Below are 16,695 nucleotides of genomic sequence, written 5' to 3'. Positions count from 1 at the left end.
GGGGCGCGGTCCGGGACTCGCAGGGATGTGACATCGGCGGTGAATCATATAGGAAACCCCGGTTGAAGGTATTGACAGGCCGCGTTACTGCCGCTGCACTTCCGCCGAGGCGCCCGCCTCGCAGCCGCCGTACCCCCCACGATTCGAGCACCGCTGCCCCCAGAAGGAGCCGCAGTCCATGTCCCCTAGAACACCCGCACAGCACCCCGCCCAGGACGAGGGCGGGATGTCGCGTCGCGGCCTGCTGCGCGCCGCCGCGTCGATGACCGCGCTGGTCGCACTGTCGTCACTGCCCGAGTTCACCAGCGGCGCCGCTGCCGTATCGCGCCCCGACGCGCTGTCGCTCGTGCCGGAGGAGGAGGCGCTGACGCTCCGATACTCCCGGCCCGGCGCCGAGAACCGGATGACGCAGGAGGGCCTGCCCATCGGGAACGGCCGGCTGGGGGCTCTCGTCACCGGCGACCCCTCGCGCGACACGATGGTTCTGGCGGACGCCACACTGTGGACCGGTCATGCCAATGCCGTGCTCCAGTCGGACGGTCAGTTCCCTTACGGAACAGGCGACTTCGGCACCTTCGGAATGCTGGCCAAGGCGGTGCTGGAGATTCCGGCCCACGGCCTCGGCGCGGTCAGTGAGTACCGCCGCACGCTGGACATGAGCAACGGCCTGGTGACCGTCTCGTACCGGACCGGTGGTGTCACCTACCGGCGCGAGGTCTTCTCGAGCCACCCCGACGACGCGGTGATGATCCGGCTGACGCAGAGCGGCGGCGGCTCGTACACGGGTTCCCTGACCCTGTCCGGGACCCGGGGCGAAACCGTGGCGGCGAACGCCGGGGCCGCGGAGGCGTCGTTCTCGGCCGCGCTGCCGAACACCCTGAAGTACGCCACCGTGGTGAAGGGTGCCGGGACCGGCGGCACCGTGTCGGCGTCGGGCGCGAAGGTGACGTTCAGCGGCTGCTCCGAGGTGGTCCTGGTCGTCTCGGGCGGCACCAGCTACAAGGCCGACCCGTCCATCGAGTACAAGGACGCGTCCCTTGTACCCCTGGATGTCGCCCGCGCGAAAGCGGCGCGGGCGGCGGCGGCCACCGGCACGGCACTGCTCGCCACCCACGTAGCCGACTTCCAGCGTCTTCAGCAGCGGATGGCCGTGGAACTGGGCACCTCGTCCGCCGCGCAGCGGGCGATGGACACGCCGGAGCGGCTCGCGGCACGGGCCGCCGCCGGATCCGCGCCCGACCCGGAACTGGAGGCCTCCTACCTGCAGTTCGGCCGCTACCTGGCGGTGTGCGGGTCCCGCGGCAGCCTCCCCACCAACCTCCAGGGTCTGTGGATCGACACCAACGCCCCTTCCTGGATGAGCGATTACCACAGCGACATCAACGTCCAGATGAACTACTGGCTGCCCGACCGTGCGGGACTGGCCGAGTGCTTCGACGCGTTCACCGACTACTGCGTCGCCCAGCTGCCCGGATGGCAGGCGGCCACCAAGAACCTCTTCCAGGACTCCCGCAACCGCTTCCGCAACACCTCGGGCAAGGTGGCGGGCTGGACCCTGGGCATCTCCACCAACATCTGGGGCGGCAACGGCTGGTGGTGGCATCCGGCCGGCAACGCGTGGATGTGCAACTCCCTTTACGAGCACTACGAGTACAGCCAGGACGACGCCCACCTCGCCAGGATCTACCCGCTGCTCAAGGGCGCCTGCGAGTTCTGGGAGTCGCGCCTGATCACCACGACCGTGCCCGACCACGCGAACGGCGGGACGAGGGAGGTCCTCGTCGACGACCACGACTGGTCACCGGAGCACGGGCCGGAGGACGCCCGGGGGATCACCTACGCGCAGGAGCTGGTCTGGCAGCTCTTCGGGAACTACCGGTCCGCGGCCGCAGCGCTCGGCAAGGACGCCGGCTACGCCTCCACCGTCTCCGCGCTCCAGGACAGGCTGTACCTGCCGGAGGTGAGCGCCACCAGCGGCTGGCTCGAGGAGTGGATGAGCGACGACAACCTCGGTGAGACGACGCACCGTCACCTGTCGCCGCTCATCGGGCTCTTCCCCGGCGACCGCATCACCGTCGAGGACTCACCGGCCGAGCTCGTCACGGCGGCGACGAAGCTGCTCGAGGCGCGCGGCATGGCGAGCTTCGGCTGGGCCAGCGCCTGGCGGGCCATCTGCTGGGCGAAGCTGAAGCACGCGGACCTGGCGTACGAGCTCGTCCTCGATGTGCTGCGGCCGTCGGTGAACTTCAGCAACGGCAGCGCGATCAACATGTTCGACATGTACAGCTTCGGCAGCAGCTCCGTGTTCCAGATCGACGCCAACTTCGGCACGCCCGTGGCGATGATCCAGATGCTGGTGCAGTCCCGCCCCGGACGGGTGGAGCTGCTGCCGGCCCTCCCGCGAGCGTGGGCGGCTGCCGGCTCCATCACCGGAGTCGGGGTGCGCGGGGGCTTCACACTCGACATGCGGTGGAAGGACGGCCAGGTCACAGAGGCGACACTGCGGGGTGCGGCGGGCAGGTCCACCGACGTGGTGTTCGGGGAGTGGAGCAGCCACATCACGATCCCCGCCGCCGGGTCCGTGAAGGTCGCGCCGCCCGCCCAGACGTCCGTCTTCCAGCTGGTCAACCGCCGGTCGGGCAAGGCGGCCGACGTTGCCGGTGCCTCCACGGAGAACGGCGCCGGACTGATCCAGTACACCCCCAGTTCGGCCGTGAACCAGCAGTTCCGGTTCATCCCGGTGGGTTCGGAGCAGTACGAGATCTACACCACGCACGGCAGTACACCCCTGGTCTGGGCGGTCTGGGGCGGCGTCTCCGAGGCCGGCGCGAAGATCACCCAGTGGACTCCCGAGCACAGCACCAGCCAGCGGTGGACGATCGCCGACGCGGGCGACGGCTACGTCACACTCACCTGCGTCCGCAGCGGCAAGGTCCTCGGCATAGCCGGCGGCTCGACCGCCAACGGTGCGACGGTCGAGCAGCAGGAGGCCGACGGCGGTACGGGCCAGCAGTGGCGGCGCGTCGGCAAGTGAACTGACGTCCGCCCACCACGCGGCAGCCCGACGGCCCGGCTCCGGCAGCCGGGCCGTCGGGCTGCCCTGCAGTGGCCGGATCACGCCGCCCACCGCCGTCGACGCGGGGCCGGCCGGCGGATTGCGGGAACGACGCCGGACGGGCCGTGGACCTGGGCTATGGGGGCGATAGCCGAAAGACGGGTTCCTCGTGGCCGCTCCTGCCAGCACGCTCATGGGGCAGCAGGATTCCGGCCACGCCACACGCAGCAGGGAGCTCTTCGTGACTTCAGGGACGTTCAGCGTCAACGGCAGGACCTACGCGAAACCTCGCCGGCCGGTGGTGGTGATCTGCATCGACGGCAGCGAGCCCGACTACCACATCGAGGCGATGGCGGCCGGACGCATGCCCTGGCTCACCAAGGTCCTCGAAGGAGAGGGCACTTCGTGGCCCGCCCACTGCGCGATGCCCGCCCTGACCAATCCGAACAACGTGTCCATCGCCACCGGCTGCCCGCCGGCCGTGCACGGGATCAGCGGCAACTACATCTTCGACACCGAGCTCGGTGAGGAGGTGCTGATGAACGACAAGCGGTTCCTGCGGGTCCCCACCGTCTTCGGGGCGGCGAACGAGGCCGGCCTCGACGTGGTCGTCGTGACCGCCAAGGACAAGCTGCGCAGGCTGCTCGGCGCCGGGCTCGTCGAGGACGGGCCCTCGCTCGACGGCTCCGGCGAGTTCGTCGCGCCGTCCCGCCGCGGCATCTGCTTCTCGGCGGAGAAGGCCGACCTGGCCACCGTCGAGGACAACGGCATCGACCAGGTGCTCGAACTCGTCGGCAAGCCGCTGCCGAGCGTCTACTCCGCGGAGCTCAGCGAATTCGTCCTCGCGGCGGGCGTACGGATCATGGAGACTCGCGGCGCCGATCTGATGTACCTGTCGCTGACGGACTACATCCAGCACAAGAACGCGCCCGGCACCGAGGCGGCCAACGACCTGTACGAGAAGATCGACCACTACGCCGGCCGGCTGGCCGGACTCGGCGCGACCGTCGTCCTGACGGCTGATCACGGAATGAGCGCCAAGACGGACGACGCGGGCGTGGCGCGGGTCGTCTACGTCGAGGAGGAGGTCCGCGCGATTCTCCGGATCGCCGAGGACGCCCAGCCGGAGGGCCTGCGGGTCATCCTGCCGATCACCGACCCGTACACCGTGCACCACGGCGCACTCGGCTCCTTCGCGAGCGTGTACCTGCCGGCCGGGGCCGCGCGCGCCGCCACCATCGAGTCGCTGCGGGCCATCGAGGGGGTGCAGGAGGTGTACGGGCGTGAGGAGGCCGCCGAGCGCTACGCCCTGCCCGCCGACCGCATCGGCGACATCGTGGTCCTCGCGGAGGCCGGTACCGCGCTCGGCCGGTACCCCTCCTGGCACGACCTCAGCGGGCTCGACGCGCCCCTGCGGTCCCACGGTGCCCTGGGCGAACTGCAGATCCCGTTCCTGATCAACCGGCGTCCGGCGCGGCCCGCGCTGTTGGACAAGCCGTTCGGCGACCCCGCCCGCGTCCACAACTACGACGCGCTCTGGGTCGCCACCACGCTGGTCGCCGAGCAGGAGAGCAGCTCAGCCCGGACCGACTGACACGACGCGACGCGGCCATCGCCAGGAGGTTCCGGTGCCCCCGGACCTGCCCCGGGCGAGCGGCCGCACCCGGCGGCCACCACCGCCTCACACACCGGACCTTCCCCGGGCCCGGGTACACGGCACTTTCCCCGGATGGGTTGAGAGACCATGTCAAAAGCCGAGAACGTGATGGCCGGGAGCCGCACTCCCGAACCCCTGCAGAAGCACGAGTACACCCGGCTCAAGTGGCGCATGCTGCTGTCCGCCATGTTCTGCTACTTCTTCTTCTACACCGGCAGGCAGACGTTCGGCTTCGCCATCCCAGGCATCCAGGAGGACCTCGGCCTGAGCAAGGCCACACTGGGTGCCATCAGCGGCATCCTGCTCTGGTCCTACGCCGCGGGACAGATGATCAACGGGAATCTGGCCGACAAGTGGGGCGGCCGGCGCATGATGACGGCCGGGGCGATCCTGTCCACCGTCCTCAACTGGGGCACCAGCTTCTCCATCGGTGTGAAGTCCCTGGGCATCCTCTGGGGCGCGAACGGATTCGCGCAGTCGCTCGGCTGGCCCTCCGGCGGGCGGGTCATCTCCAACTGGTGGGCCCCGCACGAGCGGGGCAAGAGCTTCGGCTTCTACACCTTCGCCGCCGGCATGGCGTCCGTCCTGGCCTTCGTCACCTCGACGATCGTCGTGGACACGCTCGACCTCGACTGGCAGTGGATCTTCCGGGTGCCGGTCCTCCTGATGCTCGTGGGCGGCGTCACCTTCTATCTGGTCGCCAGGGACAGTCCCGCCCAGGCAGGTGTCACGCCGCCCGCCGGATCGGCCGACGCCGCCGAAGCGAAGGAGGCCGCGGAAGAGGCCGACGCGTCGGCCGGTGAGACGTCCTTCCAGCGGTACCGGGCGGTCCTGCGCAATCCGAAGATCTGGTCGACCGGCATCGCCATCGGCTTTCAGAACATGGCCCGTTACGGCCTGCTGATCTGGGTCCCCGTCTACTTCCTCGGCGACAACTGGGAGGACGGCGGCAGCAGCGTCAGCCCCCTGTGGATCTCGGTCGCCCTTCCGGTGGGCATGGCGGCGGGCGCCCTCGTCAACGGCCAGATATCGGACCGGCTGTTCGGATCCCGGCGGGACCGCCCCATCATCCTGTTCATGGTTCTGGGTGCGCTGATGGCACTCACGATGTACGTGGCCCCGCTGAACGTGACGACGGGAATCATCGTCCTGTTCCTCACCGGATTCTTCGTCTACGGCCCCCAGTCGTCCTTCTGGGCCCTGTGCCCCGATATCGCGGGGCGGCGGATGGCCGGGACGGCGACCGGGGTGGTCAATTGCTTCGCGTACATCTTCGCGGGGGCCGCCGAGCCGATGGTCGGTGCCTTGATGGACAGTACCGGCAACACCAGCCTCATCTTCCCCATCGTGGCGGCGGCGTGCGGGTGCAGCGCCCTGGTCGCCCTCACGATCCGACGTTAGGCGGACAGGAACATGACCGAACTCAGCAGCGGCCCGACCGGCGTCCGGGAGACCACCGGCGCGACGGCGGCCGTGTGGAGGGGGCCCGCCGGCGGATTCACCGTGGAGGCCCAGCCGATACCGAGGCCGGCGGCCGGCGAGGTGCTGGTGCGGGTGGAACTCGCCACGATCTGCGGCAGCGATCTGCACACCATCGCGGGTGACCGGCCCACCCCCTTGCCCACCGTGCTGGGCCACGAGGCGGTCGGCGTGGTGGAGGCCGTCGGCGGCACCCCGGTCGCCGACGACGGGCGGCCCGTGGTTCCCGGACAGCGCATCACCTGGACCATCGGCACATCGTGCGGACGCTGCCGGCGCTGCCGGCGCGGAGTTCCGCAGAAGTGCGAGAGCGTACGCAAGTACGGCCACGAGGCCATGACGGACCACTGGCGGCTCAACGGCGGCCTCGCCACCCACTGCCACCTGGTCGCGGGCACGGAATTCGTGAGGGTCCCCGACTCGATCCCCCCGTCGGTGGCGGCCCCGGCCAACTGCGCGACCGCCACGGTCGCGTGCGCCGCACGGCGTGCGGGTCTCGCGCCGGGGGACACCGTGGTCGTGACCGGCTGCGGGATGCTCGGGCTCACCGCCGTCGCCTACGCCCGTGACCTCGGCGCCGAGCACGTCATCGCCTGCGACGTGGATCCCGCCCGCCGTGATCTCGCGCTGAGGTTCGGCGCCACGGTGGCCTGCCCGCCCGACGCGCTGGAGCAGACCGCGAAGGATCTCGGCGCCGATGTGGTCCTGGAGCTCTCCGGCAGCAGCAGCGCGGTGAGGTCGGCCCTGCGCATCGTCGGGCTCGACGGGTGCGTGGCACTGGTCGGCTCGGTGTCACCCGGCCCCGAGGTGACGTTCGCACCCGACGCCGTCGTCCGTAACCTCACGCGCGTCGTCGGCAGCCACAACTACACCGTCGAGGACCTGGCGGAGGCCGTCGCCTTTCTCGTACGCACGCCGCACCGGAGCCTGTTCGCGGACCTGGTGCCACAGCCGTACGCCCTGCGGGACATCGACGCCGCCGTCGCGGCCGCGCGATCCGGGGCGGCGCCGCGCATCGCCGTGCACATGAACTGACGTCCGCCCGTCGCGACCACTCTTCGCGACCACTCTTCGCGATCAATTCCTGCGATCACTCTTGGCGACCACCGAGGAGTCCCCCCATGGCACAGCCGAGCCCCGACCACCTGCTCAACCACATCGACGGTCGCTGGGTACCGCCCCTGACCGGGGAGGTACGCGCGAACGTCAACCCGGCGGACACCGACGACATCGTGGGACAGTTCGCCGAGTCCGGCGCTCAGGACGTCACGGCCGCCGTCGACGCCGCGTCCGCCGCGCAGCGGGAGTGGGACGCGACCGGCCCGATCGAGCGGGCCAAGGTCCTGTCGGCAGCGGCCCGGCTGATCGGCGAGCGCGGCGGCGAGTTCGCCGCGGCCATCACCCGCGAGCAGGGCAAGCGGCTCTCCGAGGGCGGGGGAGAGGTGGCCCGTGCCCTGGCGATCCTGGAGTTCACCATCGGGGAGGCCCGCCGCATGAACGGGGTGACCACCCCCGCGGAGGAGCCGCGCACGATCGCGATGACCTTCCGGCGCCCGTTGGGTGTCGTAGGGCTGATCACTCCCTGGAACTTTCCCGTGGCCATACCCATGTGGAAGGTCGCTCCGGCGCTGCTGGCCGGCTGCACGGCGGTGCTCAAGCCATCGCCGCTGACTCCGTGGACATCGGCACTGCTGGTGCAGGCGTTCGCCGACGCCGGTGTTCCCAGGGGGGTCCTCAACCTGGTCCAGGGGGACCGGGCGCCGGGGGAGGCGCTGGTGGCGGACGAGCGGGTGGCGGGGATCTCGTTCACCGGATCGCTCCCGGTGGGGCAGGCGATCAACAGGGCCGGCGCCGCCCGGCTGATGCGGACGCAACTGGAACTGGGCGGGAAGAACGCCCTCATCGTGCTCGCGGACGCCGATCTGGACGCGGCCGTCGACGCGATCGTCCACGGCGCCTTCGGGCAGAGCGGACAGCGGTGCAGCGCCACCAGCCGGGTCGTGGTGGACCGTTCCGTGCGGGACGCGTTGCTGGAGCGGCTGATCCCCCGGGTCGCGGCCATGCGCGTCGGACGGGGCGACCAGGACCGGGCGGACATCGGCCCGGTGGTCAACGAGGAACGGCTGCGGGCCTGTCTGTCCGCGGTGGAGGGCGCGACGGCCGAGGGCGCCACCGCGGTCTGCGGGGGCCGCGAGGCCAAGGCGGACAGCCCGGGATACTTTGTCGAGCCGACCGTGCTGACCGGGGTGGACCAGGACAGCGCGATCGCGCAGGAGGAGGTCTTCGGGCCCGTGCTGTCGGTCATCGACTGCGAGGGCTACGAGGACGCCATGAGCATCTCGAACTCCGTCAGGTACGGGATGTCCGGCACCATCTTCACGCAGGATCCGGGGTACATCTTCCAGTCGCTCCAGGACTTCCAGGCGGGCATGCTCCATGTGAACCGCCCGGGAGTGGGCGCGTACTCCCACCTTCCGCACATGGGGGCGAAGGCCTCACAGCTCGGCGCGCCCGAATGTTCGCCCGACGTGTGGGACTTCTACACCGACCTCCGGTCCGCCTGCATCAGGTACTGATCACATGTCAGGAAGGCCACTCGGCAACGGCCTTGACCAGGTCGACGAACGCCTGTTCCGGCGGGGTGAGCACGCGGTCGCTCCGGCGGACCAGGGACACGGTGCGCTTCGGCGGTGCGGGGGTGACCGTCAGGGCGGCGAGCATCCCGGCGGCGATCTCGTAGCGGGCCACGTGCTCGGAGAGCAGCGCGACCCCGAGCCCCTCGCACACCGCCTGTTTGAGGGTGCCGGGGCCCCACATGTCCCATTGCTCGGCGTCCTCGAGCCCCCAGGCGCGCAGCGTCTCCTCCTGGAGGTGCCGGGTGGCCGAGCCCGACTCCCGCATGACGAAGCGCTGGTTCCTGAGATCCGGGGGAGTCAGCGCCCGGCCGGCCAGCGGCGTCTGCGGCTCGGCCACCAGCACCATGGCCTCCTCGAACATGCCCTGGGAGACGAGTTGTTCATCGTGCGGTGTGCCGGCGCACAGGCCCAGTGCGACCTCCCCGCGCAGCAGCCACGACTCCACCGCGTCCTCGTTGCCCACGCGGATCTCACAACTCACCTTGGGTGCCTGCGTGGAGAAGTCCGCGACCAGACGCGGCAGGAGGTACGTGCCCAGAGTGGTGGTACCCGCCAGGACCAGCCGGCCACCGCCGAGTCCGCGGAAGTCGGCGACCGTCCGTTCGAGGGAGTCCATGACCGCGAACACCTGGCGTGCGTGCTCGGCGACGACCTCCCCGGCAGGTGTGGGGCGCGCACCGGCGCTCGTGCGGTGGACGAGCTGGATGCCGCAGGAGTGCTCCAGATTGCGGATGTGGTTGGACACCGAGGGCTGGCTCATGAAGAGCGATTTCGCCGCTCCCGAGAACCCCTGGTGCTCCAGCACTCTCAGCAGGACTTCCAACTGGTTCAGCGTCACCATGCTGCGGATCTCCCGACGGACGAGCCATGGCATGCGCATGGCTATCACACACGTTGCGGACCGACTGTCCCACTCACCGATCTTCATCCATCAGCGGAGGAAAACCCATGCCCAACGACGGAATAGCCCGCCGCACGGTGCTCGCGGCAGGCGCTGCCACGGTCGCGGCCGCCGCCACGACGCTCGCCCACGCGCCCGCGGCCCACGCCGCCCCGGCCCTGCCGGACGGAATCAGCAAGGACAAGGTGCTCATCGTCGGCATGGACGGTCTGCGGCACGACCGGATCGACGCGGCGAACGCCCCGCACCTCAAGGCCATGATGGCGGCCGGTACGTACGCGAGGTCCCTGCTCTACGCGAACCCCATGGCCCCCACCGTGTCCGGAGCGGGATGGTCGACGATCTCGACCGGGGTCTGGCCCGACAAGCACGGCGTCAAGGACAACAACTTCACCGGCAGACGATTCGACGAGTACCCCGGCCTCCTGGCCCGCCTCGCCCAGGTGAAGCCCGCGCTGTCCACCTACGCGGCTGTCGACTGGCCCCCGCTGGACACCTACGGCGCCATCACCGCGGGCGCCGATGCCACACTCGTCCTGCCCCAGCACGACATACCCAACGACCAGAAGATCGCCGACGAGGCCGCGTCCCTCATCCGCGACCAGAACCCGGACGTCCTCTTCGTCTACTTCGGCTACACCGACCAGGTCGGCCACGAGAGCGGAACCGGCGACCGGTACCTCGACGCGATCGCCGGGCAGGACGTCCATCTGGGGAAGCTGTGGGACGCGATCAAGGCGCGGCCGACGTACGCCTCCGAACGCTGGACCGTCATCGTGGCCACGGACCACGGCCATGTGGACGCGGGCGGTCACGGCGGCAGCTCGATCGAGGAACGGCGGACCTTCATCCTCGCTCAGGGACCCGGGATCGAGGCCGGGGGGCGGCCGATCGATACCCGGCTCGTGGACATCGTGCCCACGGTGTTCCGGCAGCTCGGTCTGTCCGTCGATCCCTCCTGGGGCCTGGACGGCAAGCCGGTACAGGAGCGGACGGACGACGCCTTCGACACCCTTGAGCCGAAGCTGGCCGCCCGCGTGGACGAGACGGGGATCCCCGCCGACGTGCGGGGCTTCACCCATGCCGCGCCGAGCGGCTGGTCCGTCGTCAACAACGCCATGGGCACGGGCGGCGTGGCCGAATGGCGCGGCTGGACCTTCACCACGGACGAGTTCTGGTCGCGCACCCAGCGCGACCAGTGGCGGGAGCTCAACGTCCGTTCGCGCGGCGTGTTCGCGGTCGCCGACTCGGACGAATGGTCCGACAGGACGTTCTCCGGCCGGTTCGACTCGACGCTCGTGTCGCCGGCGTCCGGCAGCCTCTCGGGCAGGAGCACCCTGAGGGTCGAGTTCGTCACGCACTACCGCCAGGTGCAACAGCAGACGGCCAGGGTCCTCGTCTCCTTCGACTCCGGCACACCCAAGGAGGTCAAGAGCTACACCACGGACGTCACCTCGCAGGAGCAGTCCATCGCGGTCCCGATCCCACCGGGCGCCACCTCGGCGCACGTCCGCTTCCACTACACCGGCGACAACGACTTCTTCTGGGTGATCGACAGGTTCCGGCTGCACGCCGAGTGACGCCTCCGGCTTCCCGGGGCGGGGCGATCCGAGGGCCGGGCGGCGCCCGCCCGGCACCTTCGCCGCTCCCGGCTTCGCCACAACCGGGCGCAATGCGGTACGAAGTCCGGTGTGAACGAACAGACTCAGCCCGCGACCGTTCGCGTGTTCATCGCCCTGGCCCCGCCCGACCGCGCGAAAGACGAACTCGCCCGGGAACTCCGCCCCGCCTACGGGACGCACCCCCACATGCGGTGGAACCGCATCGAGGACTGGCACATCACCCTGGCGTTCCTCGGTGAGCTCCCCGTCTCCACGGTCCCGCTCCTGCGCCCGCCACTGGCCCGGCTCGCGGCGGCCCGCCGGCCCCTCTCGCTGGCACTGCGCGGCAGCGGGACGTTCGACGACCGGGTGCTGTGGAGCGGCATCGACGGGGACCTGGACGGCCTGCGGACGCTCGCCACCGACGTACGCACCCTGGTCAGGGACTGCGGTGTCGCGTTCGAGGACCGGCCGCTGCGCCCGCATCTGACGCTGGCCCGCGCGCGACGGGACGACCGGTCCTCGACGGCGGAGATCGCCGCCCGGCTCACCGGATTCACCGGCAGCCCGTGGCCGGCGAGACGCCTGCACCTCGTCGGCAGCAACGCCGGCCGGGGCGCAGCACCGATCCGCTACCGCGACATCGAGGCATGGGCTCTCGGGGGCGAGGTACAGAACCTCTCCCACAGAGGAACTTGATCTGGAGCGCGCTTCAGATCCGAGAGTGGAGGACATGAACACCACAGCTCCTCAGATCATTCTCGGGACCATGGACTTCGGCACCCGCGTCGCCCCGGAACAAGCCTTCGCGATCCTCGACGCCTTCGTCGCAGGCGGCGGTGGCTGGCTCGACACCGCGAACTGCTACTCCTTCTGGGCCGATCCCAGCGGCGTCGGCGGCGCCGGCGAACGCGTCATCGGCGCATGGCTCCGGGCCCGCCCCTGCGCCCGCGACGCGGTGCGCATCGCCACGAAGGTCCGGCAGAACCCGCTCGTCGCGCACTCCTGGCCCAAGAGCGCCGAAGGGCTCTCCGCCGACGCCGTCCGCGTCGGAGCGCAGGAGAGCCTCGGGCGTCTCGGAGTCGACCACGCCGACATGCTCACCCCCGCGACAGCCGCAGAGGGCACCGGTGTCTCCCTCGACACCCTGCGCTACTACGAACGCGAGGGGCTCATCGGCCCGATCCGGCGCTCGGCCGGCGGGCGTCGCGAGTACACGGACGACGACGTCTTCTGGATCGGCCTGGTCACCTGCTTCCGCTCGGCATCGCGGACCTGCGGGGGTTCGTCGCCATCCTGCGCGCCGAGCACCCCGCGCAGGACCGGGTCGCGTTCCTGCGCGAGCACCGTGCCGAGCTGGAGCGGCGGGTGACGGCGCTGCGCCGGGCCATGGAGGTCCGCGACGGGAAGATCGCCTACTACAGCTGAGCCGGGCGGCTGAGCGCGAAGGGCCTGCGGCCTGCTCAGGGGCTCGCTTGTCACACCCAGGACCCGGCTGCGAAACCGCTCTGAGCTCCCCTTTCGTCCCCCTCTTTGCTCCGACGGACCGCCTTGCGACTAGTTTGTGTGCAGCACAGGTACGCGGGCCCGTGGTGGAAGAGGTGCACGGGGGACGGGAGGTCGGGGAGAGTGTCACTTCGCGGAGGTGATCCAGCCGAGATCGGCGGCTATCCGCTGGAGGCGCGGCTCGGCTCGGGTGGCATGGGCACGGTCTTCCTGGGCCGAACCAGTTCGGGGCGGCCCGTCGCGATCAAGCTGATCCACCAGCAGTACGCCGGGGACGACGAGTTCCGCATCCGCTTCCGGCAGGAGGTGGCGGCGGCCAGGCGGGTGAGCGGCGCATTCACCGCCGCCGTGGTCGACGCCGCCCCCGAGGCCGAGCAGCCGTGGATGGCGACGACCTACATCGAGGGGCACACGCTCGCCCAGCACATCGCGGAGAAGGGCCCGCTGAACGGGGCGGAGCTGAGGCGGCTCGCCATCGGGCTGGCCGAGGCGCTGCGCGACATCCACCGGGTGGGCGTCGTCCACCGTGACCTGAAGCCCTCCAACGTCGTGCTCTCGCCCGAGGGCCCGCGCGTCATCGACTTCGGCATCTCGCGCGCCGTGGACCAGCAGACGCTGACGATGACGGGGCGGGTCATCGGGACGCCGCCCTTCATGTCGCCGGAACAGCTCCAGGCCCCGCGCGGGGTCGGGCCGCGCTCCGATGTCTTCTCGCTGGGCACGCTGCTGGTGTACTCGGCTACGGGACACGGGCCCTTCGACGCGGACAGCCCGTACATGACGGCATATCAGGTGGTGCACGAGGAACCGTCGCTGGGCGCCGTGCCGGCGGCCCTGCGCGCGGTCGTCGAATCGTGCCTGGGCAAGGAGCCCGAGGGGCGCCCCTCGGCGGACGAACTCCTCGTGCTGCTGCGGGACCTGCCGGCCGACCTCGGTGCCACAGAGGCGAACGGGGCCGGGGCGGGCCGCACCCGCGACATGCTCACCCAGCACCACCTCGCGACGCGTGACACCCCGGCGCCGTCCGGCCCGAACGGTCCCGGAAGCACCGGCAGCCTCGTCGTCCGCCGGCTGCGCCGTCGCTGGCGCCCCGTGCTCGCGGCCGCGGTCGCGGTCGCGGCGATCGGCGGGGGAGCCGCCGCACTGAACGCGGGCGGCTTCGGCGCGGGCAGCGATGACGGCAGGGGCACCACCGTCGCGGCGCCGGGTGCCGCCCTTCCGGCCGCCTTCCGGCCGTGGCGCAGGACCGTGCCGGGCGGCGACGCGGACATCCCCGACGAACTGCGGTGCGTCGCGCGCGGCGAGGCGCTGTTCTGCGGTGGCGGCGGCGTGGTCGCGACCCGCATCCGGGCCGAGGACGGCTCGCGGGTGTGGACGGCGAAGAGCCCGGGTGTGCCCGTCCAGGGCATGCACCTGGTCGGCGCCACCGACGACACGGTGCTCGGCTACCGCTTCGCGGACCAGGACGCCCCGCAGGGCCCGCCCCGCGAGGTGGTGGCCCTCGACGCGGACACCGGCCGCGAGCTGTGGTCGGTGCCCTCCGGCGCCCAGTCGACGGCCGTCACCGGCCGCACTCAGGACGCCGTCGTGGCCGGCTCCGCCGTCGTGACGGTCGACTCCTCCCGCTCCCGCTTCGAGGCCAGGGACGCGCACAGCGGGAAGACCGTCTGGACGACGCCGTTCCCCACGGGTACGCAGTGCGCTCCCGTCCAGGCCGGCCCGCGGCTGATGGCGATGTGCGCGACGAACACGGAGGTGGACGCCCTGGAGGTGCGCCACCCCACCCTCTACACGGTCGACCGCGCCTCGGGGACGCTGGGCAGGCCCATCGAGGTCGACGGCCCGGCCGTTCCGATGGGTGTCGCCGACGGCAGGCTCGTACTCCTCCAGGAGCGCAGGGAGGGCCCGGCGATGGTCGGCTACCGGGGCGTGGCGCGGGTCGACCCGCGTTCGCGGAAGGTCACCTACTCCCCACTGGCCAGGACGTACGAGGGAACGCCCGGCATGGCCGGCGGCGCCCTCTACGTGAGCGGCCAGACCGGGCTCGTCACCGCGTTCGACCCCGCCACCGGCCGGAAGAAGTGGTCGCGGCAGACGAACGTGGAGGGCGCGTCGGGTCCCGTCGCGGGAGCCGGTGCGCTGTACTTCAGCTCGGCGACCGGCCGGGTGGTCGCGCTGTCACCGTCCGACGGCAGAGCCCTGTGGTCGACGGACCCGCAGGCCGACGGCCTCACGGGCGAGTCGGGCGCAGACCCGCGGGTGACCGTCGTGGGGCGGGCGCTGGTCGTTGCCGCGGACAAGAACACCCTCTTCGCCTTCGACGCGCAGCACCCGCCGAAGTCGGGCTGACCCCTGGGGTCTGTCGGCCACCTGTTCGGAGACATCCCGTCCGGACGGATCCGCACGGCCGAACGATGCGATCACTCGATCGTGAGTTGTTCCGCTTCCCGGCCGGTCAGGGAGCGATGCTCGCAGGGACGGCGCGCGACCGGTGCCGCCTGGATGCGCGCTGGGTGGGGGAACACGGGATGACGCGGCAAGAGGACAGGTGGGGCGGCCCGGACGGACAGGCGGTGCTGCTGGCGGCGGGGCTGGCCGATCTGGCCGTGAGCACGCTGGGTACGGCCCTGGGGGCGGTACGGGGGCTGCTGCGCCGCTCCGACGGCGCGGAGCTGGCCGCGGACGCCGAGCGCGAGCTCACGGCGCGCGGGCGTCTGGTCCTTGACCGGTACGGGGCCGCCCCGCCGGCCCACCTGGAGATCCTGGCCCGGCGCGCTCTGGACCGGCAGGCCGGGCGATGACGTCCGGCCGGTGGGATCCCGCCGCGTTCAAGGCCCGCGTCGACGGGACACTGCACCGCTTCGTCGCCGAGGAGGCCGACCGGTTCGCGGCGATCGACCCGCTGCTGGGCCCGGTCGCCGGGCAACTGGAGGCGGCGGTCGCGGACGGCAAGCGGCTGCGGGCGGCGTTCTGCTACTGGGGCTGGCGTGCGGCGGGGCAGCCGGACAGTGACGCACTGGTGCGGGCGGCGGCCTCCATGGAACTGGTGCACGCCGCCGCCGTCGTGCACGACGACCTCATCGACGACAGCCCGCTGAGACACGGGCGGCCCACCGCGCACATCGCCCTGCGCGGTGCCATGGGCCGTCGTCCGCGCGCCGACGCCTCGGCCAGGTCACTGGCGATGCTGGTCGGGGACCTGCTGATGGCGCTGGCCGGGGAGCTCTTCACCACGAGCGGTCTGCCGGCGGCCTACCTGTCCCGGGCCCGCCCGTTGTGGTCGGTGATGGCCCGCGAACTGATCGCGGGGGAGTGCCTGGAGATCCTGCGCACCGGAACCGGTCCGGACACCGCCGCGTCGCTGAAGGTCATCCGCTACAAGACCGCCAAGTACACCGTCGAGCAGCCCCTGCTCATCGGCGGGGCCCTGGCCGGGGCCGGGACGAGGCTGTGCGAGGGCTACCGCGCGTACGGGCTGCCGCTGGGCGAGGCGTTCCAGCTGCGGGACGACCTGCTCGGCCTGTTCGGCGACCCGGCGCTGACCGGCAAGGCGGGCGCCGACGATGTGCGGGGACACCGCCCCACGGCCCTGCTGGCGGAGACCTGGCGCCTCGCCGCCGCCGACGAGCGGAAGCGGCTGCGCGCCCTCATGGGCCGACGCGGACTGAGCGGCGAGGAGCTGGAGGCGGTCCGCGAGGTGATGCGCCGGCTCGGAGCGCCCGCCCGCATCGAGGACATGATCGAGGCGCGGGTCGAGGAGGCGCTCGACGCGCTGAGCGACCTGGACGCGCCGGCGCACGCCGTCGCGGCCCTGACCGAACTGACGCACTCCGCGGCGCTCCGCACGGCCTGACGCCGGT

General features: G+C 71.4%; 11 protein-coding genes and 2 pseudogenes. 12 read left to right on the top strand and 1 reads right to left on the bottom strand.

What is annotated here, in order from left to right; all coding sequences use genetic code 11:
- Window positions 1-178: 178 nt before the first annotated feature.
- The 5 genes from OG892_RS03490 (at window position 179) to OG892_RS03470 (ending at window position 8,767) form a co-directional block, all read left to right on the top strand.
- Window positions 179-3,034: a glycoside hydrolase N-terminal domain-containing protein gene (locus tag OG892_RS03490; protein ID WP_371628423.1), complete on the top strand. Its 2,856-nt coding sequence runs from the start codon at window positions 179-181 to the stop codon at window positions 3,032-3,034.
- A 262-nt stretch (window positions 3,035-3,296) separates the two neighbouring features.
- Window positions 3,297-4,649: a phosphonoacetate hydrolase gene (gene phnA / locus OG892_RS03485; RefSeq protein ID WP_371628422.1), complete on the top strand. Its 1,353-nt coding sequence runs from the start codon at window positions 3,297-3,299 to the stop codon at window positions 4,647-4,649.
- A 150-nt stretch (window positions 4,650-4,799) separates the two neighbouring features.
- Window positions 4,800-6,113, top strand: coding sequence for an MFS transporter (locus OG892_RS03480; protein ID WP_073736119.1), 1,314 nt, complete (start codon window positions 4,800-4,802; stop codon window positions 6,111-6,113).
- 12 nt (window positions 6,114-6,125) lie between these two features.
- The gene (locus OG892_RS03475; RefSeq protein WP_073736118.1) at window positions 6,126-7,226 is read left to right on the top strand and encodes a zinc-binding dehydrogenase; all 1,101 of its coding nucleotides are present in this window, start codon (window positions 6,126-6,128) and stop codon (window positions 7,224-7,226) included.
- Between the two features lie 86 nt (window positions 7,227-7,312).
- Window positions 7,313-8,767: an aldehyde dehydrogenase gene (locus OG892_RS03470; protein ID WP_371628421.1), complete on the top strand. Its 1,455-nt coding sequence runs from the start codon at window positions 7,313-7,315 to the stop codon at window positions 8,765-8,767.
- A 7-nt stretch (window positions 8,768-8,774) separates the two neighbouring features.
- On the opposite strand, the gene OG892_RS03465 is transcribed toward OG892_RS03470, so the two are convergent.
- Window positions 8,775-9,668 carry a LysR family transcriptional regulator gene (locus OG892_RS03465; protein WP_073736116.1) on the bottom strand — a complete coding sequence of 298 codons (894 nt, stop codon included), beginning with the start codon at window positions 9,666-9,668 and terminating at the stop codon, window positions 8,775-8,777.
- A 107-nt stretch (window positions 9,669-9,775) separates the two neighbouring features.
- Between OG892_RS03465 and OG892_RS03460 the strand changes: the two genes are divergently transcribed.
- The 7 genes and pseudogenes from OG892_RS03460 to OG892_RS03430 all read left to right on the top strand — a co-directional run bounded on the left by OG892_RS03460 (window position 9,776) and on the right by OG892_RS03430 (window position 16,688).
- Window positions 9,776-11,308 (top strand): alkaline phosphatase family protein, encoded by a 1,533-nt coding sequence (locus OG892_RS03460; protein WP_363223055.1) that lies wholly within the window; start codon window positions 9,776-9,778, stop codon window positions 11,306-11,308.
- Window positions 11,309-11,419: 111 nt separating this feature from the next.
- On the top strand, window positions 11,420-12,028 hold the full coding sequence (gene thpR, locus OG892_RS03455) for an RNA 2',3'-cyclic phosphodiesterase (RefSeq protein WP_073736114.1): 609 nt from the start codon (window positions 11,420-11,422) through the stop codon (window positions 12,026-12,028).
- A 34-nt stretch (window positions 12,029-12,062) separates the two neighbouring features.
- A pseudogene (locus OG892_RS03450) lies at window positions 12,063-12,431 on the top strand (aldo/keto reductase); the annotation flags it as partial.
- Window positions 12,426-12,757, top strand: a pseudogene (locus OG892_RS03445) (MerR family transcriptional regulator). The pseudogenes OG892_RS03450 and OG892_RS03445, both read left to right, overlap by 6 nt.
- Before the next feature lie 201 nt (window positions 12,758-12,958).
- On the top strand, window positions 12,959-15,184 hold the full coding sequence (locus OG892_RS03440) for a protein kinase (RefSeq protein ID WP_371628420.1): 2,226 nt from the start codon (window positions 12,959-12,961) through the stop codon (window positions 15,182-15,184).
- A 179-nt stretch (window positions 15,185-15,363) separates the two neighbouring features.
- Complete coding sequence (locus OG892_RS03435; RefSeq protein WP_371628419.1) at window positions 15,364-15,636, top strand: polyprenyl synthetase; 273 nt, start codon at window positions 15,364-15,366, stop codon at window positions 15,634-15,636.
- Window positions 15,633-16,688 (top strand): polyprenyl synthetase family protein, encoded by a 1,056-nt coding sequence (locus OG892_RS03430; protein WP_371628418.1) that lies wholly within the window; start codon window positions 15,633-15,635, stop codon window positions 16,686-16,688. Before OG892_RS03435 ends, OG892_RS03430 begins: the two co-directional genes overlap by 4 nt.
- The last annotated feature ends 7 nt before the right edge of the window (window positions 16,689-16,695 follow it).

The organism is Streptomyces sp. NBC_00341 (assembly GCF_041435055.1).
In the GTDB taxonomy this organism is placed as follows: domain Bacteria; phylum Actinomycetota; class Actinomycetes; order Streptomycetales; family Streptomycetaceae; genus Streptomyces.
Note: the sequence above shows the minus strand (reverse complement) of the source record. Positions and strands in the feature narration are given on the sequence as shown.

Bases quoted from the DNA above. Each gene is read 5' to 3' on its own strand.
- OG892_RS03475 (WP_073736118.1), top strand. From the start codon at position 6,126: ATGACCGAACTCAGCAGCGGCCCGACCGGCGTCCGGGAGACCACCGGC.
- OG892_RS03465 (WP_073736116.1), bottom strand. From the start codon at position 9,668: ATGGTGACGCTGAACCAGTTGGAAGTCCTGCTGAGAGTGCTGGAGCAC.
- OG892_RS03460 (WP_363223055.1), top strand. From the start codon at position 9,776: ATGCCCAACGACGGAATAGCCCGCCGCACGGTGCTCGCGGCAGGCGCT.
- OG892_RS03480 (WP_073736119.1), top strand. From the start codon at position 4,800: ATGTCAAAAGCCGAGAACGTGATGGCCGGGAGCCGCACTCCCGAACCC.
- OG892_RS03470 (WP_371628421.1), top strand. From the start codon at position 7,313: ATGGCACAGCCGAGCCCCGACCACCTGCTCAACCACATCGACGGTCGC.
- OG892_RS03430 (WP_371628418.1), top strand. From the start codon at position 15,633: ATGACGTCCGGCCGGTGGGATCCCGCCGCGTTCAAGGCCCGCGTCGAC.
- OG892_RS03435 (WP_371628419.1), top strand. From the start codon at position 15,364: ATGACGCGGCAAGAGGACAGGTGGGGCGGCCCGGACGGACAGGCGGTG.
- OG892_RS03490 (WP_371628423.1), top strand. From the start codon at position 179: ATGTCCCCTAGAACACCCGCACAGCACCCCGCCCAGGACGAGGGCGGG.